The organism is Pseudomonas sp. 1L-E-NC-VB-C3 (genome assembly GCF_057291535.1).
The window spans coordinates 206,255-229,114 of the sequence record NZ_JBXAWD010000004.1; the positions used below are offsets into that span (position 1 = coordinate 206,255).

27 protein-coding genes and 1 pseudogene are annotated in these 22,860 nt (G+C 59.6%); 5 read left to right on the forward strand and 23 right to left on the reverse strand.

Translation table 11 applies throughout. The features are described from left to right. The first annotated feature begins 52 nt into the window (after positions 1 to 52). Positions 53 to 823 carry an SDR family oxidoreductase gene (locus AC0Z5Z_RS08740; RefSeq protein WP_460060075.1) on the forward strand — a complete coding sequence of 257 codons (771 nt, stop codon included), beginning with the start codon at positions 53 to 55 and terminating at the stop codon, positions 821 to 823. 182 nt (positions 824 to 1,005) lie between these two features. Then, complete coding sequence (gene tsaA / locus AC0Z5Z_RS08745) at positions 1,006 to 1,704, forward strand: tRNA (N6-threonylcarbamoyladenosine(37)-N6)-methyltransferase TrmO (RefSeq protein WP_460060073.1); 699 nt, start codon at positions 1,006 to 1,008, stop codon at positions 1,702 to 1,704. Positions 1,705 to 1,883: 179 nt separating this feature from the next. Here tsaA and fpr read toward each other — a convergent pair whose 3' ends face one another. Next, positions 1,884 to 2,663 carry a ferredoxin-NADP reductase gene (fpr, locus tag AC0Z5Z_RS08750; protein WP_007908723.1) on the reverse strand — a complete coding sequence of 260 codons (780 nt, stop codon included), beginning with the start codon at positions 2,661 to 2,663 and terminating at the stop codon, positions 1,884 to 1,886. A gap of 132 nt (positions 2,664 to 2,795) precedes the next feature. On the opposite strand from fpr, the gene AC0Z5Z_RS08755 reads away from it, so the two are divergent. Next, on the forward strand, positions 2,796 to 3,722 hold the full coding sequence (locus AC0Z5Z_RS08755; RefSeq protein ID WP_024011881.1) for a LysR family transcriptional regulator: 927 nt from the start codon (positions 2,796 to 2,798) through the stop codon (positions 3,720 to 3,722). Here AC0Z5Z_RS08755 and AC0Z5Z_RS08760 read toward each other — a convergent pair. From AC0Z5Z_RS08760 to AC0Z5Z_RS08770, 3 genes are all read right to left on the reverse strand, one after another. Continuing rightward, positions 3,719 to 4,081, reverse strand: coding sequence for a diacylglycerol kinase (locus tag AC0Z5Z_RS08760; protein ID WP_042607041.1), 363 nt, complete (start codon positions 4,079 to 4,081; stop codon positions 3,719 to 3,721). The genes AC0Z5Z_RS08755 and AC0Z5Z_RS08760 overlap by 4 nt on opposite strands. Positions 4,082 to 4,155: 74 nt before the next feature. Then, on the reverse strand, positions 4,156 to 4,806 hold the full coding sequence (gene erdR / locus AC0Z5Z_RS08765) for a response regulator transcription factor ErdR (protein WP_016771412.1): 651 nt from the start codon (positions 4,804 to 4,806) through the stop codon (positions 4,156 to 4,158). Positions 4,807 to 5,029: 223 nt separating this feature from the next. After that, positions 5,030 to 5,776, reverse strand: coding sequence for a tRNA-uridine aminocarboxypropyltransferase (locus AC0Z5Z_RS08770; RefSeq protein WP_024011879.1), 747 nt, complete (start codon positions 5,774 to 5,776; stop codon positions 5,030 to 5,032). Positions 5,777 to 5,965: 189 nt separating this feature from the next. On the opposite strand from AC0Z5Z_RS08770, the gene AC0Z5Z_RS08775 reads away from it, so the two are divergent. Next, positions 5,966 to 6,391 carry a PA3611 family quorum-sensing-regulated virulence factor gene (locus AC0Z5Z_RS08775; protein WP_007908738.1) on the forward strand — a complete coding sequence of 142 codons (426 nt, stop codon included), beginning with the start codon at positions 5,966 to 5,968 and terminating at the stop codon, positions 6,389 to 6,391. Here AC0Z5Z_RS08775 and AC0Z5Z_RS08780 read toward each other — a convergent pair whose 3' ends face one another. Next, on the reverse strand, positions 6,392 to 6,589 hold the full coding sequence (locus AC0Z5Z_RS08780) for a hypothetical protein (protein WP_016770569.1): 198 nt from the start codon (positions 6,587 to 6,589) through the stop codon (positions 6,392 to 6,394). It abuts the gene before it with no gap. Positions 6,590 to 6,930: 341 nt separating this feature from the next. Between AC0Z5Z_RS08780 and AC0Z5Z_RS08785 the strand changes: the two genes are divergently transcribed. Continuing rightward, a complete protein-coding gene (locus AC0Z5Z_RS08785; RefSeq protein WP_485610962.1) occupies positions 6,931 to 8,046 on the forward strand; it encodes an LOG family protein in 1,116 nt (371 codons plus the stop codon). A 60-nt stretch (positions 8,047 to 8,106) separates the two neighbouring features. Here the strand turns inward: AC0Z5Z_RS08785 and recX are convergent, their stop codons facing one another. The 18 genes and pseudogenes from recX to AC0Z5Z_RS08875 form a co-directional block, all read right to left on the reverse strand. Further along, the gene (recX, locus tag AC0Z5Z_RS08790; protein ID WP_041478085.1) at positions 8,107 to 8,577 is read right to left on the reverse strand and encodes a recombination regulator RecX; all 471 of its coding nucleotides are present in this window, start codon (positions 8,575 to 8,577) and stop codon (positions 8,107 to 8,109) included. A gap of 8 nt (positions 8,578 to 8,585) precedes the next feature. Further along, positions 8,586 to 9,644, reverse strand: a complete 1,059-nt coding sequence (recA, locus tag AC0Z5Z_RS08795) for a recombinase RecA (protein WP_024011876.1) — start codon at positions 9,642 to 9,644, stop codon at positions 8,586 to 8,588. Positions 9,645 to 9,727: 83 nt separating this feature from the next. After that, the gene (locus tag AC0Z5Z_RS08800) at positions 9,728 to 10,228 is read right to left on the reverse strand and encodes a CinA family protein (protein WP_252887403.1); all 501 of its coding nucleotides are present in this window, start codon (positions 10,226 to 10,228) and stop codon (positions 9,728 to 9,730) included. Positions 10,229 to 10,295: 67 nt separating this feature from the next. Beyond that, complete coding sequence (locus tag AC0Z5Z_RS08805; protein ID WP_485610963.1) at positions 10,296 to 10,814, reverse strand: lysis system spanin subunit; 519 nt, start codon at positions 10,812 to 10,814, stop codon at positions 10,296 to 10,298. After that, on the reverse strand, positions 10,793 to 11,359 hold the full coding sequence (locus tag AC0Z5Z_RS08810; protein WP_310214538.1) for a glycoside hydrolase family 19 protein: 567 nt from the start codon (positions 11,357 to 11,359) through the stop codon (positions 10,793 to 10,795). The genes AC0Z5Z_RS08805 and AC0Z5Z_RS08810 overlap by 22 nt, the downstream gene beginning before the upstream one ends. A gap of 36 nt (positions 11,360 to 11,395) precedes the next feature. Continuing rightward, positions 11,396 to 11,614 (reverse strand): hypothetical protein, encoded by a 219-nt coding sequence (locus tag AC0Z5Z_RS08815; protein WP_095180517.1) that lies wholly within the window; start codon positions 11,612 to 11,614, stop codon positions 11,396 to 11,398. Between the two features lie 11 nt (positions 11,615 to 11,625). Next, positions 11,626 to 12,828: a carbohydrate-binding protein CenC gene (locus AC0Z5Z_RS08820; protein ID WP_485610964.1), complete on the reverse strand. Its 1,203-nt coding sequence runs from the start codon at positions 12,826 to 12,828 to the stop codon at positions 11,626 to 11,628. A 17-nt stretch (positions 12,829 to 12,845) separates the two neighbouring features. Then, a complete protein-coding gene (locus AC0Z5Z_RS08825; RefSeq protein ID WP_095180515.1) occupies positions 12,846 to 13,292 on the reverse strand; it encodes a phage tail assembly chaperone in 447 nt (148 codons plus the stop codon). Next, positions 13,293 to 14,186 carry a gp53-like domain-containing protein gene (locus tag AC0Z5Z_RS08830; RefSeq protein WP_095180514.1) on the reverse strand — a complete coding sequence of 298 codons (894 nt, stop codon included), beginning with the start codon at positions 14,184 to 14,186 and terminating at the stop codon, positions 13,293 to 13,295. A gap of 124 nt (positions 14,187 to 14,310) precedes the next feature. Continuing rightward, positions 14,311 to 14,826, reverse strand: a complete 516-nt coding sequence (locus AC0Z5Z_RS08835; protein ID WP_485610965.1) for a phage tail protein — start codon at positions 14,824 to 14,826, stop codon at positions 14,311 to 14,313. Next, positions 14,823 to 15,974: a phage tail protein gene (locus AC0Z5Z_RS08840; protein WP_315436155.1), complete on the reverse strand. Its 1,152-nt coding sequence runs from the start codon at positions 15,972 to 15,974 to the stop codon at positions 14,823 to 14,825. The genes AC0Z5Z_RS08835 and AC0Z5Z_RS08840 overlap by 4 nt, the downstream gene beginning before the upstream one ends. A 13-nt stretch (positions 15,975 to 15,987) precedes the next feature. Then, positions 15,988 to 16,587 carry a YmfQ family protein gene (locus AC0Z5Z_RS08845; RefSeq protein ID WP_041478090.1) on the reverse strand — a complete coding sequence of 200 codons (600 nt, stop codon included), beginning with the start codon at positions 16,585 to 16,587 and terminating at the stop codon, positions 15,988 to 15,990. Beyond that, on the reverse strand, positions 16,575 to 17,621 hold the full coding sequence (locus tag AC0Z5Z_RS08850) for a baseplate J/gp47 family protein (RefSeq protein WP_056783281.1): 1,047 nt from the start codon (positions 17,619 to 17,621) through the stop codon (positions 16,575 to 16,577). The genes AC0Z5Z_RS08845 and AC0Z5Z_RS08850 overlap by 13 nt, the downstream gene beginning before the upstream one ends. Beyond that, complete coding sequence (locus AC0Z5Z_RS08855; RefSeq protein WP_041478092.1) at positions 17,611 to 18,009, reverse strand: phage GP46 family protein; 399 nt, start codon at positions 18,007 to 18,009, stop codon at positions 17,611 to 17,613. The genes AC0Z5Z_RS08850 and AC0Z5Z_RS08855 overlap by 11 nt, the downstream gene beginning before the upstream one ends. Then, on the reverse strand, positions 18,009 to 18,518 hold the full coding sequence (locus AC0Z5Z_RS08860; RefSeq protein WP_460060061.1) for a phage baseplate assembly protein V: 510 nt from the start codon (positions 18,516 to 18,518) through the stop codon (positions 18,009 to 18,011). The genes AC0Z5Z_RS08855 and AC0Z5Z_RS08860 overlap by 1 nt, the downstream gene beginning before the upstream one ends. Before the next feature lie 142 nt (positions 18,519 to 18,660). Then, positions 18,661 to 19,704, reverse strand: coding sequence for a phage baseplate assembly protein (locus AC0Z5Z_RS08865; RefSeq protein WP_056783274.1), 1,044 nt, complete (start codon positions 19,702 to 19,704; stop codon positions 18,661 to 18,663). A 3-nt stretch (positions 19,705 to 19,707) separates the two neighbouring features. Then, entirely contained in the window at positions 19,708 to 20,946 is a 1,239-nt protein-coding gene (locus AC0Z5Z_RS08870; RefSeq protein WP_095180509.1) for a DNA circularization protein, read from the reverse strand. Then, positions 20,933 to 22,832 (reverse strand): annotated as a pseudogene (locus tag AC0Z5Z_RS08875) (phage tail protein). The gene AC0Z5Z_RS08870 and the pseudogene AC0Z5Z_RS08875 overlap by 14 nt, the downstream one beginning before the upstream one ends. Between the last annotated feature and the right edge of the window lie 28 nt (positions 22,833 to 22,860).

Consider the following 22,860-nt stretch of genomic DNA (forward strand, 5'->3'; position numbering starts at 1 on the left):
TTTTCGCGGCTGACGACTAGGGTGTATCGATCCCTAATCTTCAGGACTCGCCATGCATCCCTACTTCTCCCTGCAAGGCCGCACCGCTCTGGTGACTGGCGGTACTCGTGGTATCGGCAAGATGATCGCCAAGGCGTTCGTCGAGGCCGGCGCCCATGTCTACGTGTGCTCGCGCGACGTCGAAGCCTGCCAGCAAACCGCCGAAGAACTTGGCGCGCTGGGCAGTTGCCACGGCGTGGCGGCGAATCTGGCGACCGAAGAAGGCGTGCGGGAACTGGCCACGCGCCTGGGTGAGCAGATCACTCATCTGGACATTCTGGTGAACAACGCCGGCACCACGTGGGGCGCGCCGCTGGAGAGTTATCCGGTCAAGGGCTGGGAAAAGGTCATGCAGCTCAACGTGACGTCGGTGTTCAGTTGCATCCAGCAGTTTCTGCCGTTGCTGCGCAGGGCTGGCTCGGCGGCGAATCCGGCGCGGATCATCAATATCGGTTCTGTGGCGGGGATTTCTTCGTTTGGCGAGCAGGCGTATGCCTATGGGCCGAGCAAAGCGGCACTGCATCAGTTATCGCGCATTCTGGCGCGGGAACTGGTGAGCCAGCACATCAACGTCAACGTGATTGCGCCGGGTCGCTTTCCGAGCAAGATGACCCACCATATTGGTAATGATGAACAGGCATTGGCTGAGGATACTGCGCTGATTCCGATGAAGCGCTGGGGGCGTGAGGAAGAGATGGCGGCGCTGGCGATCAGCCTGGCGAGTACGGCGGGGGCTTATATGACCGGGAACATCATTCCTCTTGATGGTGGGTTCAGCCTCTGACATCGGCGGTGTGACTATCGCTGGCAAGCCAGCTCCCACAGGGTTCTTGGGTGTTTGAACAATCCAGGTTCACTCAAAAACCTGTGGGAGCTGGCTTGCCAGCGATGGCGTCCGCCCTGTCACCACCAGACTTGAAGCGAGCCGGGTTATCATGCCCGCCCTACCCGCTTCGATCCCAGACCATGACTTACAGCGTCTCCCCCATCGGCTTCGTGCGCTCCTGCTTCAAGGAGAAGTTCGCCATCCCCCGCCAGCCACAACTGGCCCCGGCCGCCCGTGGCGTGCTGGAACTGGTCGCGCCGTTCGACCAGGGTGACGCCGTGCAGGGGCTGGAGCAGGTCAGCCATGTGTGGCTGTTGTTTCTGTTCCATCAGGCCCTGGAAGACAAACCGCGACTGAAAGTGCGCCCGCCACGCCTGGGCGGCAACAAGTCGATGGGCGTGTTCGCCACCCGCGCCACGCACCGGCCGAACGGCATTGGCCAGTCGGTGGTGAAGCTGGACAGGGTCGAAGGTAATCGGCTGTTTATCTCCGGGATCGATCTGCTCGACGGCACGCCGGTGCTGGATATCAAACCGTACGTGCCGTACGCCGACATCATCCCCGGGGCAACCAATGACATCGCCAGCGCGGCGCCGCAGTTGATCGACGTCCAGTGGGCGGAGTCAGCCTTGAAACAAGCGCACACCCACGCTCAGCGGCTTGAAGAGCCATTGGTTGAGCTGATTGAACAGTGCCTGGCTCAGGATCCGCGCCCGGCGTATCAGACACCGGCAGCGGAACGTGAATATGGTGCGCAGTTCTGGGATCTGGACGTGCGCTGGCATTACCCGACGCCCGAACAGATCCGCGTGCTGGAAGTCATCCCGGCCACAGCCTGAAACCGCGCCCAGTGTAGGAGCTGCCGAAGGCTGCGATCTTTTGATCTTGATTTTAAAAAGCAAGATCAAAAGATCGCAGCCTTCGGCAGCTCCTTGGATCGTGGCAGGCATGAAGGAAATGCTTCGGGCATAAAAAAGCCCCCATTGCCTGCCAAGGCAATGGGGGCTTTTTGTGGCGCTTACTTCTCGACGAATGCACGCTCGATCAGGTAATCACCCGGCTCGCGCATCCGCGCCGAGATCTTCAGGCCGAAGCTGTCGAGCACTTCGCTGGTCTCGTCGAGCATGCTCGGGCTGCCGCAGATCATCGCGCGGTCGTCCTGCGGGTTGATCGGTGGCAGGCCGATGTCGCTGAACAGCTTGCCGCTGCGCATCAGGTCAGTCAGGCGGCCTTGATTCTCGAACGGCTCGCGGGTCACGGTCGGGTAGTAGATCAGCTTGTCACGCAGCGCCTCGCCGAAGAATTCGTTCTGTGGCAAATGCTCGGTGATAAATTCGCGGTAGGCGACTTCGTTGACGTAACGCACACCGTGAACCAGGATCACTTTCTCAAAGCGCTCGTAGGTTTCCGGGTCCTGAATCACGCTCATGAAAGGCGCCAGACCGGTGCCGGTGCTCAGCAGGTACAGGTGCTTGCCCGGGTTCAGGTCATCAAGAACCAGCGTGCCGGTAGGCTTCTTCGAGATGATGATCTCGTCGCCTTCCTTCAAGTGCTGCAGCTGGGAGGTCAGCGGACCGTCCTGCACCTTGATGCTGAAGAACTCGAGATGCTCTTCCCAGTTCGGGCTGGCGATCGAGTAAGCGCGCATGAGCGGGCGGCCGTTGGGCTGTTGCAGGCCGATCATCACGAACTGACCGTTCTCGAAGCGCAGACCCGGATCGCGGGTGCACTTGAAGCTGAACAGAGTGTCGTTCCAGTGATGAACACTGAGGACACGCTCGTGGTTCATGTTGCTCATGTACGTTTGACTCCTGGAGATTGGTCTGCGCGGCTCAATGAGGCTTAACGTGCGCAATTGCATCGCATTCTAATAGCGACGACAATATCTGTTAACTGGATTATTAAGATAAGGGTTATCGGTTATATCGATATGCGATTTACTCTCCGTCAACTGCAAGTCTTCGTCGCCGTCGCCCAGCAGGAAAGCGTATCCCGTGCTGCGGGTCTGCTCAACCTCTCGCAATCGGCGGCCAGCACTTCGATCACCGAGCTCGAGCGCCAGTCCAGCTGCCAGCTGTTCGACCGCGCCGGCAAACGCCTGAGCCTCAACGCCCTCGGCAAACAACTGTTGCCGCAAGCGGTGGCCCTGCTCGACCAGGCCAAGGAAATCGAAGACCTGCTTAATGGCAAATCCGGTTTCGGCTCGTTATCAGTGGGGGCGACGCTGACCATTGGCAACTATCTGGCCACCCTGCTGATCGGCAGCTTCATGCAGCGCCACCCGGAAAGTCAGGTCAAGCTGCACGTGCAGAACACTGCCAATATCGTGCAGCAGGTCGCCCACTACGAAATTGATCTGGGTCTAATCGAAGGCGATTGCAGCCACCCGGACATCGAAGTGCAGAGTTGGGTCGAGGATGAGCTGGTGGTGTTTTGCGCGCCGCAGCATCCGTTGGCCAAACGCGGCAGTGCGACAATGGAAGAGCTGACCCATGAGGCATGGATTCTGCGGGAACAGGGTTCCGGCACGCGGCTGACCTTCGACCAGGCCATGCGTCACCATCGCAGCGCGCTGAATATTCGTCTCGAGCTGGAACACACCGAAGCGATCAAACGTGCAGTGGAATCTGGCTTGGGGATTGGCTGCATTTCGCGGCTGGCGCTGCGCGATGCCTTCCGGCGCGGCAGTCTGGTGCCGGTGGAGACGCCGGATCTGGACCTGGCGCGGCAGTTCTATTTCATCTGGCACAAACAGAAGTACCAGACTTCAGCGATGCGCGAGTTTCTCGAGCTGTGCCGAGCATTCACCGCCGGGGTGCAGCGCAGCGACGAGATCGTTTTGCCGACGATTGCTTAAAGCAGAATCACTGCCCACACCAAAGCGATCATGCTCAGTGCGACAAATTGCGCGGCACTGCCCATGTCCTTGGCGTTTTTCGACAGCGGGTGCAATTCCAGCGAGATGCGGTCAATGGCCGCTTCCACCGCCGAATTCAGCAACTCGACAATCAGCGCCAGCAAACACACGGCAATCAACACTGCCTGCTCGACACGGCTGACATTGAGGAAAAATGTCAGCGGAATCAGCACCACGTTGAGCAGCACCAATTGGCGGAACGCCGCTTCGCCGGTGAAGGCAGCGCGCAGGCCATCGAGCGAATAGCCGGACGCGTTGAGGATGCGTTTCAGGCCGGTCTGGCCCTTGAAAGGTGACATAAGAAAGAAACCAGCCAAAAAGGTGTGGGGAAGCTAGATCAACGAAAGTCAAAAAAGCGTGAAACCGCCAGCCATCACTGGCTCGGAATTGACTCAAGTTGTTGCAGCAGTAAAGCCGCTTGTGTGCGAGTGCGCACGTTCAATTTGCGAAAGATCGCCGTGACGTGGGCCTTGATGGTCGCTTCCGACACGCTCAGCTCATAAGCGATCTGCTTGTTCAGCAGACCTTCGCAGACCATGGTCAGCACCCGGAACTGTTGCGGCGTCAGGCTGGCGAGGCCATCACTGGCAGCTTTCGCCTCATCCGACACGCTGACTGCTTCAAACGCTTGCGGCGGCCAGAACACGTCGCCATCGAGCACCTTGCGCACCGCTTCCTGAATCACGCTCAGATCGCTGGATTTGGGAATGAAGCCACTGGCGCCGAACTCGCGGGATTTGACCATCACCGAAGCTTCTTCCTGAGCAGAGACCATCACCACCGGAATCTGCGGATACTGCCCGCGCAGCAGCACCAGCCCGGAAAAACCATAGGCGCCGGGCATGTTCAGGTCCAGCAGAACCAGATCCCAGTCAGCCTTTTCAGTCAGGCGAGCTTCCAGTTCGGCAATGCTCGCCACCTCCACCAGTCGCACGTCCGGGCCAAGGCCCAGCGTGACCGCTTGGTGCAGGGCGCTGCGAAACAGGGGGTGATCATCGGCAATCAGGATGTCGTATGTGGCCATTTTTCAAATGATCCTGTTTTTGATGGCAGACGCGGTAGATTCCGGTCTGGCCAAAGCAACTCGAGACAACGCTTGGAAGCGATATCCACAGGGGCACGTTCGACGCCAATCAACAGCAAACACGGCGTCTCAAACCTTGGCCGCACCCTAATCGGCGCCAAGCATGCCCAGCGCAGCCGGGGTGGTCAAGCAAGATGGCCAGCGCTGTCGACAGTATGGGCCACTATCGGGCCAACTCCGGCTGCGGCTTTCGTATATAGGGCAGCAGCTCGGCATGGGCGGGCGTTGATTCATTCATGTCCAGTTGCTGCTTGGCACCGAGGTAATGCTGGCTGAACACATCGAAATAGGCGTCCAGCGCCGAAGCGGCATCGCTGTCACCGGCCAGCTCCAGGCACAACGCCGCAACTTCAGCGGTGCACAGGTGCTCGCTGCGGGTCGAACGGCGCAAGCGATAGCGCGAGAGTTTGTCGGGCAGCAGGCTGAGGATTGGCAAGCGGTCGAAATACGGACTCTTGCGAAAGATCTTGCGCGCCTCGGTCCAGGTCGCATCGAGCAAAATGAACAGCGGGCGCTTGCTGCTATCGACTGTCACCGTGTTGGTCACCCGCGACGGTTCGACATACTCACCCGGAAACACCAGGTACGGCTGCCATTGCGGATCGTTGAGCAGTGCAAGCATCTGCGGGTCGGGCTCGGTGCGTGACCAGATGAACGCATGGTTGTCGCGCACCACATCGGCAATCAGCCAACCGGTGTTGCTTGGCTTGAACACTTCCTTGCCGGTCATGATCAGGCACACGCCGGAGCGGGTGTCGACGCTTGGCCGCCACGCGCACAGGCAATGACTGATGATCACTCGGCAATCGCGGCAACGCTCGGAGCGAAAGCCGCGCGCCTGAATCGGCTTGATGCCTTCGTCTTCGCGCTGATCGCGCAGGCGGGCCACGGCGTTGGGGGCATGGTTCATCGCAGGCAACACCGGCAGACAGGGAAACTCGACACGAACGACACTCGGCAGGGCAATAAAGGCCGGCAGTTTACCAGAGCGTCGGCCACAAGCCTGTACCGTCCAGACCGGCTCCCCTATAATTCGCCGCCACTGAACGCACCGCCCCGTGACGGGTCGAACCACCAGTCACCGAATCAGGAGAGTTTCATGCTGCGCCTTATCGTTCCCACCGCTGCCATTCTGCTGGCGTCGTCCTTTACCGCTCAGGCTGCGTCCCTGAGTGAGCAGAATCTGAACCGAGAGCTGCGCAACGTCGCCGCCCAAAGCAGCGTCGGCACGCCACGGGCGATCAATGAAGACATTCTTGATCAAGGCTACACCGTCGAAGGCACGCAGCTGATCAACCATCTGAGCGTGCAAAAGAGCCACGCCGACAAGATGCGCGCCGATCCCAAGGCTGTGTATTTCCAGTTGGGCGCGTCGGTGTGCAACAACCCGTCGTACCGCAAGCTGATGGCCAAGGGCGCGATCATGCGTTACGACTTCACCGAAGTGAAAACCAACAAAGCGATCGGCTCGGCCAGTTACCAGGAATCCGATTGCCCGAAAGCCGCGCCAGCGAAGAAGAAGTAATCAGCGCGAAGCCTTGGCGCGCCGCTGCTCATCCTCGGCGCGCAATTCCGCCACTAGCGCCTGCAGATAGCGCGAGCGACGCTCGCCGCCGGCCAATCGTCGGCAGCACTCTTCTTCGAGACTCAATTGATGCGTCTCGGCCGACTCCTGCAACATTCGATACAACTGCGTATCGATCTCCAGAACCACTCTGACCATGCATCCCGCCTCCTTGCCACCCACGAATCCTTGAATTGCTTTGCCTTGCGCAAACGCAAGGTTGTCTTGCGACGTCTGTATTTGAGTAAATCAGAGTGATGGCCCTTTGCGATACGTTCAGACGAGCGGCGGGGCTTTGGCGCAAATCAGTAAGCGGTTGCCAGACAAAACGTTACAGCGCACTGTTCAAGTCAGCGCGAATGCGTGCGAGGGTCTAGATTGAGAGTATTCCCGATCATTCGTTAACGGCAGAAATGGAACTGCCGGCCCTGCGTGTTTTTGCAGTGCGACCCGGACGCTGGTTGTCCGGGCTACCCGCCCTGTACAGAAGGAGACGTTGAATGCCTTATCAACCGAACGACCTCTTGAGCCGTCATTTTCAGGAAAGCGGCGACCTCATCAGCCAGGTCGAAGCCCAACTCAGTCATATTTCCACCAACAGCCCGAACATCCCCATCTACCGTGACATGATCCTGACCGTGCTGCGCATGGCTCAGGAAGACCACAACCGCTGGAACGCCAAGATCACCCTGCAAGCCCTGCGTGAACTGGAGCAAGCATTTCGTGTACTCGAGCAATTCAAGGGCCGGCGCAAAGTTACCGTGTTCGGCTCGGCACGTACGCCAGTGGAGCATCCGCTGTATGCAATGGCCCGCGAACTCGGCGCAGCACTGACACGCGCAGAGATGATGGTCATCACCGGCGCCGGCGGCGGCATCATGGCCGCCGCCCACGAAGGAGCCGGACGTGACCACAGCCTGGGTTTCAATATCACCCTGCCCTTCGAGCAACATGCCAATCCCACCGTCGACGGCACCGACAATCTGTTGCCCTTCCACTTTTTCTTCACCCGAAAACTGTTCTTCGTCAAAGAGGCTGACGCGCTGGTGCTGTGCCCGGGCGGGTTTGGCACCCTTGATGAAGCGCTGGAAGTGCTGACGCTGATTCAGACCGGCAAAAGCCCATTGGTGCCGGTGGTGTTGCTGGATGTTCCGGGCGGGACGTTCTGGCAAGGCGCGCTGGACTTCATCCGCAATCAGCTGGAAGAAAACCGCTACATCCTGCCGACCGATATGAAGCTGATGCGACTGGTCTACAGCGTTGAAGAAGCGGTGGAAGAGATCAATCAGTTCTACAGCAACTTCCACTCCAGCCGCTGGCTCAAGCGGCAATTTGTGATTCGCATGAACCACAAGCTCAGCGATCAGGCGCTGGCGCAGATGCAGGAGGAATTTGCTGATCTGTGCCTGAGCGACCAGTTCCACCAACATGCCTACAGCGGCGAAGAACACGACGATGCGCAGTTCAGCCATCTGGCACGGCTGGCCTTTGCCTTCAATGGCCGTACCCATGGTCGTCTGAGGGAGTTGGTGGACTTTATCAATCTGCCGGAAAACTGGGCCGATTCAAAACCGCCCACTGCACAACGCTCACTCGAGCCTTTCAACGTGATTTGAAGGCAAAAAAAAGGCCCGCTATTTTTTTAAAAAATAGCGGGCCTTTTTTGTTGAATCGGTCTAATCGTCCATCCCTCGACCGCTGAACAAGCGGTTGATCATCTCCATCGAGAACCCCCGATACGCCAGAAACCGGCCTTGCCTGGCCCGTTCTTTCGCATCAATCGGTAAATGTCCGGAGAACTTGCGTTGCCACGTATCCTGAAGCTGCGCCTGCCAATTGATACCACTTTCGCGCAGGGCGATTTCGATATCGGTACGTTGCAAACCCCGCTGGCTGAGCTCCTCGCGAATTCGCAGAGGGCCATAGCCGGAACGGGCGCGGTAGGAGACAAAACTTTCAAGGTAACGGGCTTCGGAAAGCAGGCCCTCTTCCGTTAAACGGTCGAGGGCTGTTTCGATCAGCTCCGCCTCGGCGCCGCGCTGACGCAGTTTACGCGTCAACTCGACTCGACCATGCTCGCGACGTGCGAGCAGGTCCATGGCGGTTCGCCGCACCGCGACGAGAGTATCCAGTACGGCCGTGGTCATCGCTGGTATCAGAGATCAGCGTCGGCCAGGTCGTCTTCGGTCTCTTTGACCGCCGAGGCCTTGGAATCCGCGATCACCGCTGGCGACAGCAGCTTGTCACGCAGCTGCTTCTCGAGCTTCGCGGCGATTTCCGGGTTATCCGCCAGGAATTTGGCCGAGTTGGCCTTGCCCTGACCGATCTTGGTGCCTTCGTAGGCGTACCAGGCGCCGGACTTCTCGACGAAACCGTGCAGCACACCCAGGTCGATCATCTCGCCGTTGAGGTAGATGCCTTTGCCGTAAAGAATCTGGAACTCGGCCTGACGGAACGGCGAAGCCACCTTGTTCTTCACAACCTTGACGCGGGTTTCGCTGCCGACCACTTCGTCGCCTTCCTTCACCGCACCGGTACGGCGGATGTCGAGACGAACCGAAGCGTAGAACTTCAACGCGTTACCACCGGTGGTGGTTTCCGGGCTGCCGAACATCACGCCGATTTTCATACGGATCTGGTTGATGAAAATGACCAGGCAGTTGGCGTTCTTGATGTTACCGGTGATTTTACGCAGCGCCTGAGACATCAGACGTGCTTGCAGGCCGACGTGCATGTCGCCCATTTCACCTTCGATTTCAGCCTTCGGTACCAGTGCGGCCACGGAGTCGACGATGATCACGTCAACGGCGTTGGAGCGCACCAGCATGTCGGTGATTTCGAGGGCCTGTTCGCCGGTGTCCGGCTGGGAAACCAGCAGGTCGTCAACGTTGACGCCCAGCTTGCCGGCGTACTCTGGATCGAGGGCGTGCTCGGCGTCGACGAATGCGCAGGTCGCGCCGGCTTTTTGCGCCTGGGCGATCACGGACAAGGTCAGTGTGGTTTTACCGGAGGATTCAGGACCGTAGATTTCAACAATACGGCCTTTTGGCAGACCGCCGATGCCGAGTGCAATGTCCAGACCCAGAGAGCCAGTAGAGATGGCCGGGATCGCCTGACGGTCCTGATCGCCCATACGCATTACGGCACCCTTGCCGAATTGACGTTCGATCTGACCCAGGGCCGCAGCCAAGGCTTTCTTCTTGTTGTCGTCCATTAAAGTCCTCACGTAATCAATAAGGCCTGACGGCCAACACCTGTATAAGTAGCCAGTATTATTCCACAGCGTTCGAAGATCGCCTACCCCTGATTTTCGATTTCTCGTGCCGCTAGTCGCACAAGCCCCTCTAGCGCGGCCTTCACCGTTTGTCGGCGGACTTCATCACGGCCGCCGGGGAAGTGCTGAACCTCACTGTAAACCTCGTCGCCCACACCCCATGCCAGCCACACTGTGCCCACCGGTTTGTTCGGCGTGCCACCGTCGGGGCCGGCGACACCGCTGACCGCCACGGCAAAATGCGCCAGGCTGTGATGCTGCGCACCACGCACCATGGCCTCGACCACCTCGCGACTGACCGCCCCTACCGTTTCGAACAAATCAGCCGGCACATCCAGCTGCCGGGTTTTCTGCCGATTGGAATACGTCACGTACCCCGCTTCAAACCAGGCCGAACTGCCCGGAATCCGCGTAATCGCTTCGGCGATACCGCCACCGGTACAGGACTCGGCGGTAGTGACATGAGCATTGAGCACTTGCAGACGTCGGCCCAGTTCTGCGGCCAGTTGGGTGGTCTCTTTCACGGCGAGCTCCGGATCGTGTGGAATGCCTCCACCGTACACGAGCCGGACGCGCTTTCAATACACAGAATCATTCAAGATGTTCGGGCGCCAGCGCTCTGACATAGGCCTGACAGGCCTGCAACGCAATCAATCCACGGTCGCCGGTGTCGGTGATGGCGATAATTCGTTGAGCATGCGCCGGGTCAAGTCGGGCGCGTACGGTTGCAGGATCCACGCCGCCGGTGCCGGCGGCGGCTGGCATCGCACAGCCGTGGGCAACGTCGCCGGCGTCGAGAAGGACTGACAGCCGCACATCGGCAGTAGCAAGGCGATCGCGCAAGCGATCCTGATCACGTTGGGCATCGCTCAGCGCTCGATAATGGGTTTGCTCACTGGCCGCGAGCCGCTGCTCCAGTGCCAGGCGTCTATCCTGCTCGGCCTGTTGCGCGGTGGCGGCGGTCTGCGTCAGTTGATTGAGGGTTTCGGCGTTTAACCGCGCCTGCTCGGCCAATTGCCGCCCGTAGCGCCAGTCCTGAAACTGCCATGCCGCTGCAAACGCCCCGGTCACCAGCAGCAACAGACCCATCACGCGCCAGGAGCCGGACATAGCACCGCCCTCGCCCGCGCCCAAATCTCGAGGCGATCCTGCAAGCCGTTCAACCCGCCGTTGATCCGGCGGGTGATGGTGTTGAACTGGTCCGCGTCGGCCAGTTCATTCAAGCCCTTCTGCCCCCAGAACCACGCCGCCGATTCGGCCGCCCATTGCGGTTGCTCGAGCAATTCGGGCAACGACAAAAGACGCTCATCGCCAAACAAGCCGAGACTGCACTGACGATAATTTGCCCGGCCGGTGATCTGAATCAGTCCACGCCCGCGATACTTTTGCCCGTCGCCGTCGGCTTCCGGAGTATTGCCCAGACGCAGCGCCAGCGTGCCGGTGTCGTATTTGCTCAGGTACTGGTTGTTGCCCAGTTCGCGCACGTAACGCAATTGGCCCGACTCGTGACCGACCTGTGCCAGAAAAGCCGCGATACGTTTTGGCGTATCGATGCGCTGCCTGGCCATCGCGGTGTTGAGTGGCGAAACAAAAACGCCCGCTTGGGAGCGGGCGTTGGGCATGATGTCGATAAGGTGTTTTTCAGTTAATTGCATGATGCTTGATCCTCCCTGGATGTTGCCCCGATTGAATCACGGCTGGCGGCTGATGCTTGCCAGCCATTTATTTGCCAGAGTTTTCAGGGTGCCGGTTGCACCAGTTTCAGCGAGTACCCCATCCGCCGGTAGCACCTGCCCGCCCGAGAGCTGCCACTGCTGGAACTCTAGCCAGTCGCGATTGTTGGAGTCCTGTGGAATAAATGCACAGTCAGCCAGGCGCAACACGCCGCAAGCGCTTAGTTGATAAGCCATGAGTGTCGCTCCTAGATTTCAGCGTCCGCTGTCCATTCCAGTTGTAAAGTCTGCCCCGGTGCGCTGCCGACTGGCGTGACAGTGGCAAAAGAAATACTACGATCCGTTACGCCTTGAAGTAGCGTGCCGGTGCAAGCTTTGCTGATCGTTTGATTCCAGACCTGATTACTGCTGTCTGCCGGGCTATAGGCAGTGACAGTCGGTTGAACCCTTTTCTGAACCAGAAAGCCGATCGTCATCCCGTATTGGCCGATATTTCCTGCCGGGACCTGAGTAAACGTCGAGATACACGTATTGGTGCCATTATTGGCTTTGACCGGCAACCCGGAAGCAAATGACTTTTCGTAATAGCGCTGACATAACGCCAGCTCCTGCGCTAAGGGACGAAGCTCAAAGGGAGTGGACACAGGCCCCTCCTCCAATTGGATCTGTGTCAGATCGACCGTTTGCAGAACGTTGAGAGGCAGATCGAACGCCAATGTCAGACAGTCGCCGCTGCCTTGCATTTTCCCCGCAATGGCGGGCACCTGAAACGTTGCGGTGTAGCGCGTCCACACTGTGTTCAGTTGAAACGTATCAATCAGTTTCCCAACGGCTGCCGATCCACCTACTCCGAATTGCTGCGCAATCGTTATTTGCAAAGGCCGCACGGCATCGGATCGAGCCCAAAACGTCAGCGTTGCCGTTTTTCCGGCGAGCGTTCTGACCGACTCTATATTCTGGGAGATTTTGTGAACGGTAGTTCCCGCCCCTGCGGACGTTTGCTGCCAGCGCAGGAAACAGGCCGGTTCATCAGAGACCTCGCCTTGCCCGAGCGCAAAATTTTGCCGCGTGATGCTCACTCCGGCGTTTCCGTTCCAGTCACAACGGAAACGATCAGCCACGTACCCGCCGACATTTGGCGCCTGATTGCTCGCACCACGCTGCCAGATTCTGAAATCGCCATTGATCAACAGATTCTTGCGATAGACCTGCACCGGAAACGCTTGCAGCGGATCAGGTCTGGACAACTCTCGAATGGCTTGAGCCAATTGATGGGTCTGATTTTCATCAGGTGTCAGGCCAGCAGCCGTGATTGCATTGAGTATTTCCTCGGTAACACTGTTCCCCCAACTCGCCGGGATCAGTGACCCCGGCGTCCCTGCAATCGGGTCTTCGTCGACAAACCTGCCGTTTTCCAGACCTGAGCCCGGAATGCTTTTCGGATAATCCATATCACGTCCCTAATGATTTAAAGCGCAGCAGGCAGCCAGCTCGGTGCCACCGGCCTATGCGCGCTGGACGGGAAGAATGAGCCTTGCGGCCACTCGCGCAACGCCCGTCGATAAGTTTGCAGTTCGGCATATTGTTCAGTGGTCAATGTTGTGCCGCCGCCGTCCTCCAGTTCATCACGGTCGCGTGCGACCAGGCCGTCAGTGGCGGCAAGCTGGGCGTTGCGCCAGGTGCGCTCGAAGCCTGCGGCCGCCTCTGCCGAAGGAGGCGGTGGATCGACCAGGACCGGATAACCGCTTTCAGCATGCACGCCAATAACTTTCGCGGTGACCGACAGTTGCTGCAGCAGCGAGATCCAATAGGCTTGGGGAATTTCGATGACATCGTCAGGAATGTCCGACGAATTGATACCCGGTACATACACGCCTCGCGTACCGGCGCTGAAAAGCACGTTGGTAGTATTCATTCAATAACCCTTGGCAAAATAAAACACGGTCCAGCCAGCGCCAGGCTGGTTGACCGCGTTGCGCACTTTCAAGCGAACGCCTTGCTTGGTGGCGGTGCCTCCGACAACAATCACGATGGCCGCTTCGCCACCGGCATGGTTGGCGACACATGAGAAAAAACCATTCGGGAAGGAAACCGGGAAATTGACCCACATTTCACCGTTGGCATCCGTAATGCCGGTCCCCCATTGATCTATGTTTCCACTGGCGTGCTTCTGATACCCGGGGTTAGCCGTCAACCCTGAAAACAGTGCGGCATATTTGAGACTCGCGGTGCCGTGGACTGCCCAGACTCCGTTTTCCCTGACGACGGTGGCGCTCTCACCACTGTTCATGACAATCGAGGTCAGTTCAGCTCCTTGCGGGCTTATTTTCGCAATGCCTGTACAGGCAATAGTGACCGGGGCGTTGCTACGGCAATGCAGCGTGAACGTTGCGCCATTGGGAACTGACTTGATGTCTGGCAAAGACACGGTATAGGCCGAGTTTCCGCCCAGGCCGATCGCCCATCCCACATCCGCAAGAGAAAGTTGCGCCGTGGCTGCGATGTCACGAGACCCTGCGTGATTGCCCAGTGCACGCTGCACGAACTCGGCCGTAGCCACTGAACGGCTGAAATCGAATTGCGCCGGGGTTTTGAAGAGCTGCGAGCTACGTAGCGCGTCGAGCATTTGTGTATTTGAAGTCTCGGTCGGTGTCATTCCAGCAGCCCGCACAACGCCGAGAATTTCCTGCGTCACGCCGTTGCCCCATCTCGCGGGAATCAACGAGCCGGGTGTGCCCGCGAGCGCGTCCTCATCAACAAACATGCCATTGACCAAGCCTGCGCTTGGCACACTGATTGGATAATCCATTGTCTTTTTCCTTAACGATGACTTCGATCCTTGCGGACGCGCGGGGCGCCACAGGCCAAATGATGTACAAACTAAACAAGCCCATATCGCGTGGCGTCGGTGACGTAGAAGTGGACCTTGTTGCCTAGCTGGATATACCGTTGATCAGGGCACGAATCCCGATCAACGCATCGTCTGCGGCGCCACGCGCCAAATCGACCTTGCCCTTGCCCGCCTGTGCGCGAATCTGCGCCTTGGCCTTCAGGCGCAAAGTGCGCAGAGTGAGCAAATGGTCAGTCAACTGCTCCGCCTTACTCAGAATCTGCTCGGCGGCCTGTTTGGCGCTGCGGCCTTTGACAACCCACGCGGCGACCGACAGCGGCACTTCTTTTTTTGGGTAACCGGCGTCCTGATAAGCATGCGCGTCGGCGGCGGCCTGGGCGTATTCCATGGCTTTGAGCGGGTCGCCGGCCAGCACCGAGCGGACGTTATCAGCAGCGGCGTCGATCATGCCGCAGAGGCGTTCGGCTTCCAGCAGTTCCAGTTCGGCGACCCTGCCCGTATTGAGCTGCCATGCTTCAGCGACCCACTCATGGGCAGGAGAAGGCTGTGCAGCACGCAAACCGTCCTCGAACTGATGCATTTCTTGAATGATGATCATCGGATCAACTCCCAGGAAAGATTGATATTCACCGCTGCTGTAAAGTTGATCGCAATACCGTTGGAGTAGTCGCTTGGAAGGATATTTTTGATACCCATGCTCAACAGCAATTCGTCACTTGTTCCGTTATCAGCACCGAAGGCGTGTTCGGCTTGATAGGTCTGCCACAGGGAACGCAAAATGCTGTGGTCGAAGCTGGCGGTCAATGTCGAAACGGTTGTGTCATTCACCTCGTTGTTGGTAATAACCCGCACCGTCTCACCCGCATTGGCCCAGCCGTCCCAGTTGCTCGACGTGGCAACCTTCGGGTTGAGAAAACAGTAGTTGGCGCCCAGCCATCCGGGTGTAGCGAAATTCACAGCTGTGACTTGTGTCGGATGCGGCGTCGCGTTGCCCACCACCAGACGAGCGGCACGAGCATGCGGGTCAAGTGGCAGGTACACCACGCCATTACCGCTGATTGTTTGCGTCCACGACAAGCGACTGCGGTTATAAATCGGCCGGACAATTGGTACCGAGCCGGGACCAGCCGTCACCACCCATGCCAGACAAAGATCCAGCGTCGTCGACTGGAAACCGCCTCCCGCCGTTCCATTGATCGTGCCCTTCAAACCCTCCGGTGTAGCGTCATAAATCGTGCCGCGCTGCATGTAGAAGGTCAGCAGGCCCGCAACCACTTGCGCACGCAGAAAGTAACCAGAGTTGGGCAAAAGATCGGCACTGCTCCAGGCTTGTGTCGTAAACGTGCGCGGACGACCCAACTGACCTGCCAGCACTTCTTGGCCCAGGCTGATCAGTACGCCGGGCAGAATAGATAACCGCCCGCCACTGGTAGCAAACGCGGTCGGTGTGATTGGCAATCGCCCGTCCGCCGTAGCGACGGTGGCGGTTGGCAAGGCGCCAATCGGCAACGCCGAATCCAAATTCCAGCCCTTGGCCGAAACGCTCTGAATCGCCTGCAACAACTGATCGTATTTCTTCTCGTCCGGCGTCAGGTCCGCCGCCTTGATCACGTTAAGAATTTCCTGGGTAACTCCGTTACCCCAATCCGCCGGAATCAACGATCCCGGCGTCCCCGTCATAGGGTTCTCATCAACAAACTTCCCATTCACCAAGCCGGCACTGGGCACACTCTTCGGATAATCCATCCCTCATCCCTCCCTAGTCATAATTGATGTGCACCTTGGTATGCGCCGGCGCGCTGCGGTGGATCAGGCATTCCAGCGCCGAGCCCGGGTTGACGCCGAAGCGCTCGCCCCAGTAGCTCGCGCCGTAACGGCGGCCGAGCAGCAGGCGGCCGCCGGTGTTGAGCGTCCACATGAACTGCGCTTCCCAGGTGCCCCAATGCGCCGAACCAAACCGGGCGCGGCCCATGCGTGGGGCTTCGTGTTCGGTGATGCTGGCGTTGGGGTAACCCTGGCTTTTGGCGATGTCGAGGTAGTAGCCGACAGCCTGGCTGCCGACCGCGAGCAAGCGGCGGCGTACGGCGAGGCGGCGGTCGTCGAACAGTGGCGTGGCGCCCAGGCACGGGTCGGGCAGGTTCATCACCCGCTCCCAGTCCGGCACCAGTTCGCTGACGCCGGCCGGGTCCATTTCGTTGAGCAGGTCGGCGGCGCGCGCATCCAGACGGGCCAGTTCGACGGCGACGCCTTGCAACACTTCCTCAAGCTCGGGCACCCGCTCCGGATCCCATGCCGGGCCACTGGGCAGCAAGGCGCGCAACTGCGCCTGGTATTGCGCGGCGGTTCTTATGCCCCCCATACGCAGCCTCCGAAGGTGAGCAGTTCGCTCTGCCCGGCCGGCACGTCAGCGGCCGGAGCAGTGAGCGTGTGATCGTATTCGCCGCCGGCGCTGCTGATGGCTTCGCGGATATGGCTGATCAGCAACGGCACGCCGAGGTCAGCCTCGCGGTTGTGCAGATCGCGCAACTGCGCTTCAACGGCGGCGCGCACGGCGGTAGTGTCCGGATTGACGCTCTTGAAGCGATACACCACCGGCACCTGAACCGGTCGCTGCACGTGCACTTCCGCGGTCACCGGACGCAGCGGTTCGATGTACTCCTGAACCTCCGCCAACTGCTCATCGTTCGGCACCGGTTGCGGGTCTTCATCACGCATGATGAACACCGTCACCGTGCCCGGCCCGAGCAGGCCGCCCCGGCACCACGCCCGCGTCACACCCGGCACTTCCAGCGCCCAGGTTTCGTAGTCGCTGGCCGCGCCACCGTGGGGAATCACGCGGTAGGAACGGATGACCCGCGAGCGCAGCGATTCGAGGCTTTCCCGCGCCACACCGCCGCTGAGGCCCGGCGCCAGCACCACGAAGCTGTTGCCGACAATCCCGGCAATCGGCTGCACCTGGGTCAGCGTCAAACCCGCATCAGCGTTGCCCAGACTGCCGGCCTCCAGCGCCGCAATCGTGGTGCTGTTGCTGCCATTGACCGTGGTGCGCGCCGTGGTGACTTTGTAGGTGCGGCCATCGTTCGCTTGCAGCAGAGTGTCGACGTCGAGCACGGCGCCGGGAGTGGCGGTAAAACTGACGCTGCCGGTAGCCACCTGCGCGGCTTTGCGCGGCTGATTCAGGCGCAGCGCGGCGATGCGTTCCAGGGTTGACTCATCGGCTTTGTCGGGCAGGATCTGCTCGGCAATCCAGTCGAGATAACCGTACAAGCCATAAGCGGCGCCGCCGAGGGTGCGGGCGAGCACTTGCGCATCGGACTGGCGCAGCGAATCGCCGGCCAGGTCGCTTTGGGTGCGCTTGATCAGCACCGGCAGCGAAGGGGTTTCAAACGGCATAGATCACCTGCCAACTGTTATCGGGGTTGATGTCCAGACGTTCGCCGTCGGCCAGCGTGAGGATCGTGCGCAGGTTGAGGCGCTGGGCGTCGAGGCGTTCGCTGATGATGTCGATGGCGCTGCAGTGGCCGTCGTCGAGCAGCCATTGCAGGGCTTCGCGGGCATAAAATTCGGCGTCCATTTGCGTCTGCCGGGTCAGCTTGACCCGGCGCAGCAGCCACAGCCGCGAGCCGATGCGATCGTCGGCAACCGTGGGAAAACTGTCGCCCCACCAGCCGAAGCGTTCTTCGTCATCGAGGGCGTCGTCATCAGCGGCGCGACGCCAGGTGAACAGACTGATGAGCACGGCGCGGGTCAGCGCGGCGTGGAGGTTCTGGCTGATGAACATCACTGGCCTCCTGCCGGCGCGCCGGTCTGACCGTTGCCGGCCTGCACGCCAACATGCACGTGTTTGATCTGGCTGATGCCGCCAGCCAGTTGATCACCGGTGGAAACGATCTTGCCGGTCTGGTTTATCACCGGCGTTTCGAAGTTCACCGCGCTGCTGGCGCGGATGTTCAGCGTGGCGGTTTCGATGTCGATGATCCGCCCGCGCTTGAAATGAATTTTGTCGCCCTCGTCGGTGTAGATCGCCACTTCACCGGCAGCGAGCGCTTGCAGGCGATAGCGACGGTCGGCGATGACCAGGGCGATGGCGTGGGAACGGTCGCCGCCGATGAAGGTGACGACCCCTTCAGCGCCAGCCAGCGGATGGCTGGTGAAACCGTAGGGTTCGAAGTGTTCGAGGTCGTCGTTGACTTCACCGGCGGTGAGGCGCATTTGCAGCGATTGCAGCTTGGTTGCCGAATTGGCGAGCACGACAGTGCCGCGCGCCAGCAGGCGTGTCAGTAGGCTCATGGGGTGTCCTTGAAAAGAGTCGCCCGAATGGGATCAGTGTGGGAGCGAGCCTGCTCGCGAACGCGGCGGGTCAGGCGCTGTGATGTTGAGGCTGGCGACGCTTTCGCGAGCAGGCTCGCTCCCACAGGGTTCGGGGTCAGGCTCAGGTTTTTTTCGGGGGCGTCGGATCAGGATCAAAGGTATGCGGCGGCGCCACTTGCAGCGTGGTCACCGAACCTTGCGCCGACAACGAATAAGTGACCTTGGAAATCAGCATGTCACCATCGAAATCGAGCACCGGATCCTTGACCTTCACTAGCGTGTTATGGCGCCACAAATCGCCATTGCTCTGCCGCCAGCCCTGCACCTGATAGGTGGTGGTCTGCGCACGGCCCATGCGAGTCGCGCTTTCCCATTGGGCACGCTGCTGCGCCAACTCAAAGGTCAGTTGCGTGCCTTCGTTGATCACCGTGGTGCGCCGCCGTTTGAAACTCAGGTCGGCCGCCGTCGACTCGACTTCGCTGACCGCCGCGCCGCTTTTCGCATCCGAGCCTTTCTGCTGGCCGATCACCCGATACTCGGAGAACACCTGGCTGAAATCCATTGGCGCACTGGCCGACAAGATATTCTTGCCCAGCTCCAGCGCATCGCTGGCGCGGCCGCCGCTGCCGGGTTTGGCCAACACCAACTGGCCCAGCTCGTTGTCGGTGGAAAACACCCGCAGCAGCGACAGCAATCGGTCGATCGACTGGAATGCCGTTTCACCCGGCACGATGGTGTGTTTGGTCAGGCGTGTGGTGTCGCTGATTTCATTGACGACCCACAGTCCATATTCGCTCGCCAGATCGCGGACGATAGTCAGCAAGGGTTGTTGCTGCCATTGGCTGGGCAGGTTACGAGCGGCGCAATCGACCAGATCCTGGGTCTTCGAACTGCCTTCGATGGTCAGGCTGATCTGCCGCCCGTCATAGCGGATCGGCGCCTTGAACACGTAACCGGTGAGCACCAGGTCCTTGCCGATTTTCACTTCACAGGGGTCACCGGGTTTAATCGGTTTGCTCACCGCCTGCCCCGGCCATTGCCAGGTAATGTCGAGCTTGAAGGTGCGGAACTGACGCTCGAGATCGGCGGTGATTTCGACGCTTTTCCAGCCGCCGTATTCCATGCCGTTAACCGTCAGCGTGACGTGGTTATCCAACTCGTCCATGGTTCACTCCCTGGAGACTTTCACATCGCTTTGCGGGAGGTACAACGGATTGGTCACGCCGTTGCGCTGCACGACTTCGGTGACTCGCGTGGCGTCGCCAAACTGTTTGTACGCTATGACCAGTGCTGGAAGGCTTTCCTGAAAGGATTTGCTGACCAGTCGCACGCCCGAGGATGCCACGGCCTTGAGGTGCGCAACCAAGGCATCCTGCACGTCACTGATGGCTTGATAGTGATCAGGATCGGCCTTGTTTTTCGCCCCTTGCAGCGCCTCCACCAAATCCTTTTGCAGCGCCTGCAAATCATCCGTGGCCGGGACTTCCGGGCGGGTGACTTGCTGATGGGCCTGCTGAGCAACGGTGGGCGTCGACGGCAGTTGCAGCGCTCGGGTGGCCACTGGCATCGATGCGACCCACTGCGCCACTTTGACGATCAGCGTGTCCTGCACCAGATCGGCCATCGCCTGCGCTGCGGCATTGGTGTCCTTGCCGGTGGTGATCTTCGGCGCATCAGCCTTGCGAATCGCTTCGAGTTGCTGCGACACGTCGGCGATCACGCCACGGTAGCCTTCCTTGGCGAACGCTTTCAGTTCCTGGATATCGCCGAGCAAACCGTTGAATTCCGCCGCCACTTCCTTGGGCAGCTCTTTCACGGCTTTGACCAGTTCAGTGATCTGGCGGTACTGCTCGATCAAAGGTTTCAATTGCTCCTTGATCACGTCATAGACGCCGGTAAGGCTGTTGCGCAGGTTGGTGATGCCGATCCGCGCAGCCTTGATCAAAGTCATCGCCTGTTCGAAACGCGCCACCGCCGAACCCAGCAGCCCGTCGGCCTTGGCCAGCAGCACTTTCTGCGTGCTGACCGTGGCGGTCGGAAACGGCAGGGGTTGGTCGGGATAGAACTTCAAGGCGAACGTCACCAGCCCACCGTCCTGGCGGGTGTGAGTCATGTCGCATTCGCCGACCTTGACCTGCAGGCGTCCAAGCCACGGATGCACCAGTTCGCCACGGCCCTGCTCCAGCGCCTTGAGCAGCTTGTCGCGCTGCTCAAGGCAATCGGGGCCGATGATGAACGCGGTCAGATCGTGAGTCTTGGCCTGCTGGCCGAGGTCCTCGAAAAACGGCAGGTCGCGTTGCGGGTATTCATGCAACTGCCCTTTGCGACCGACCGGGGTTTTCGCCTGGTCGATCCAGAAACCGACACCGCGAAAGGATGCCGGCAATAAACGGTCACGCCAGTTCATTGGGAACCTCCCATCGACAGCGAGCGATAGCCGATGCGTGAAGACACGGCCAGGCCCGGTTGATTGGTTTGCGGTTGTTCGGTACGCAGGCCTGCCGGTGCATTTTCGAAGCGCACGGTCAGGCCGCCTTCAAGTTGCGTACGGTTGTTGGCGGCGCTTTGCTGGATCAGCGCGCTGGAGGTGTGTGGCAACGAACCGCTTTGCAGCGTGCCGTTGCCGGCAGTCGCTGCGCTCGCGCCGAAGAACGCCGGTGCGAGCTCACCCTTGCCTTCGGCATTGGTCTCGCGTTGCGCTTGGGTCAGCGTTTCAACCTTGCCGGTGACCTTGGCGATCAGTCCGGCGAAGCCACCGTCGAAAAACTCCTTGATCGGCGCAATGACGGTTTGCAGCTTTTGCCACAACTCGCCGAACCACTCGGTGATCGGCCCCCAACTCTCGATGATCTGATCCAGCGGTTTCCATTCGAACAGGCTGTGCAGAAAATCCACGACCGGCGCGGAAAGCGCCAACACGACGCCCCAGATCGCCAAAAAGACCTCACCGATCGGCTGCCAATACTGAGTAATCTGCTCCAGCGGCGACCACTCGAACAGGCTGGTGAAAAAGCCTCTGACCCGCTGCACAGACGTTTGCAGCGCCATCCAGATCGGTTCGAAGAACCCGACAATCCCACCCCAGGCGCTGGTGAGCATTTGCATCGGGAAAAAATCGAACAGTGCCCGCAAAGTATCCCGGGTGCTTTGCACAGCCGATTGCAGCGTCGTCAATATCGGCTGGAAATACGCAACAATGCCTCCCCAGGCGCTGGTGATCATCTGCATTGGCGAGAAGTCGAACAGCGACACGAGGAGTTCTTTAGCCGGTAGCGCGACTTCTCGCAGGCCGCTGAACATCGGTTCGAAGAACGCGACAACACCACCCCACGCATCGGTAAGCATCTGCATCGGCGAGAAATCGAACAGGTTTCTAAGAAATGCCATCACCGGCACACTCAAGGCCTTGAGCAATTCCCAGATCGCCGAGAACAGGCCGGTCAGCGGCCCCCAGTTTTCAATGATCATCCCCGCAGGCGACCACGAGAAAACCGACTTGAAGAAGTCGATCACTGGCGCCGTCACGACCGTGACCTTGTCCCAGATAGCCGAGAAATATCCCGTGACCGGTTCCCACAACGCCGCCAGTGCCGCCAAAGGTCGCCAGTCGAGTACCGAGCGCAACGTCGCCATCGCACTCGCCCCGATGTTTTTCACGCCCTCCCACATCCCTGTGAAGAACGCGCTGATCGGCGTCCAGTTGGCCACGATCAAACCGGCCGCCACGGCAATGCCCATGGCGATCAGCATGATCGGGTTGGTCTTGAGCACCATGCTCATGACGTCCATCACCTGCGTCATACCGGTGACCGCGGTTTGCATAGCGGAGAAGGCAATTGCCCCCGCCGCCAGGCCTTCAACCAGTTTCGGATTGTCGGCGAGCAGACTGCCGACCTGCGTCAGCATCGGTTCCAGCCCGACCACCAAGGCCCCCACCGCCGGCACCAGCGCGGCGTCCACCGCCGCCGAAACCTTCTGCATCGACGCACTGAACACGTTCATGTTCTGCGTCGCTGCTGTCGGCGCGGCGGGCAGATCGACGGTTTTCGCCGTGTCGCTGACTTCGCTCAATTTGCCCTGGAACGCTGCGGCCGATTTGATGCCGTCTACAAACGGCGTGATCACGCTGCCGCCGTTGAACAGACCACTGATGTCCAGTTTGCCGAGGCCGGTCTGCTCGAGATTATTTTTAAAACTCTCAACCTTCATGCGCAGGGCGCCCAGTTTGGGCGAGAGTTCATCGATGCCGGTGATCAGCACCGGTTTCGGGGTTTTCTTCTCTTCGTCTGCCATCACTGCACCTGCTGCATCGCATTGATCC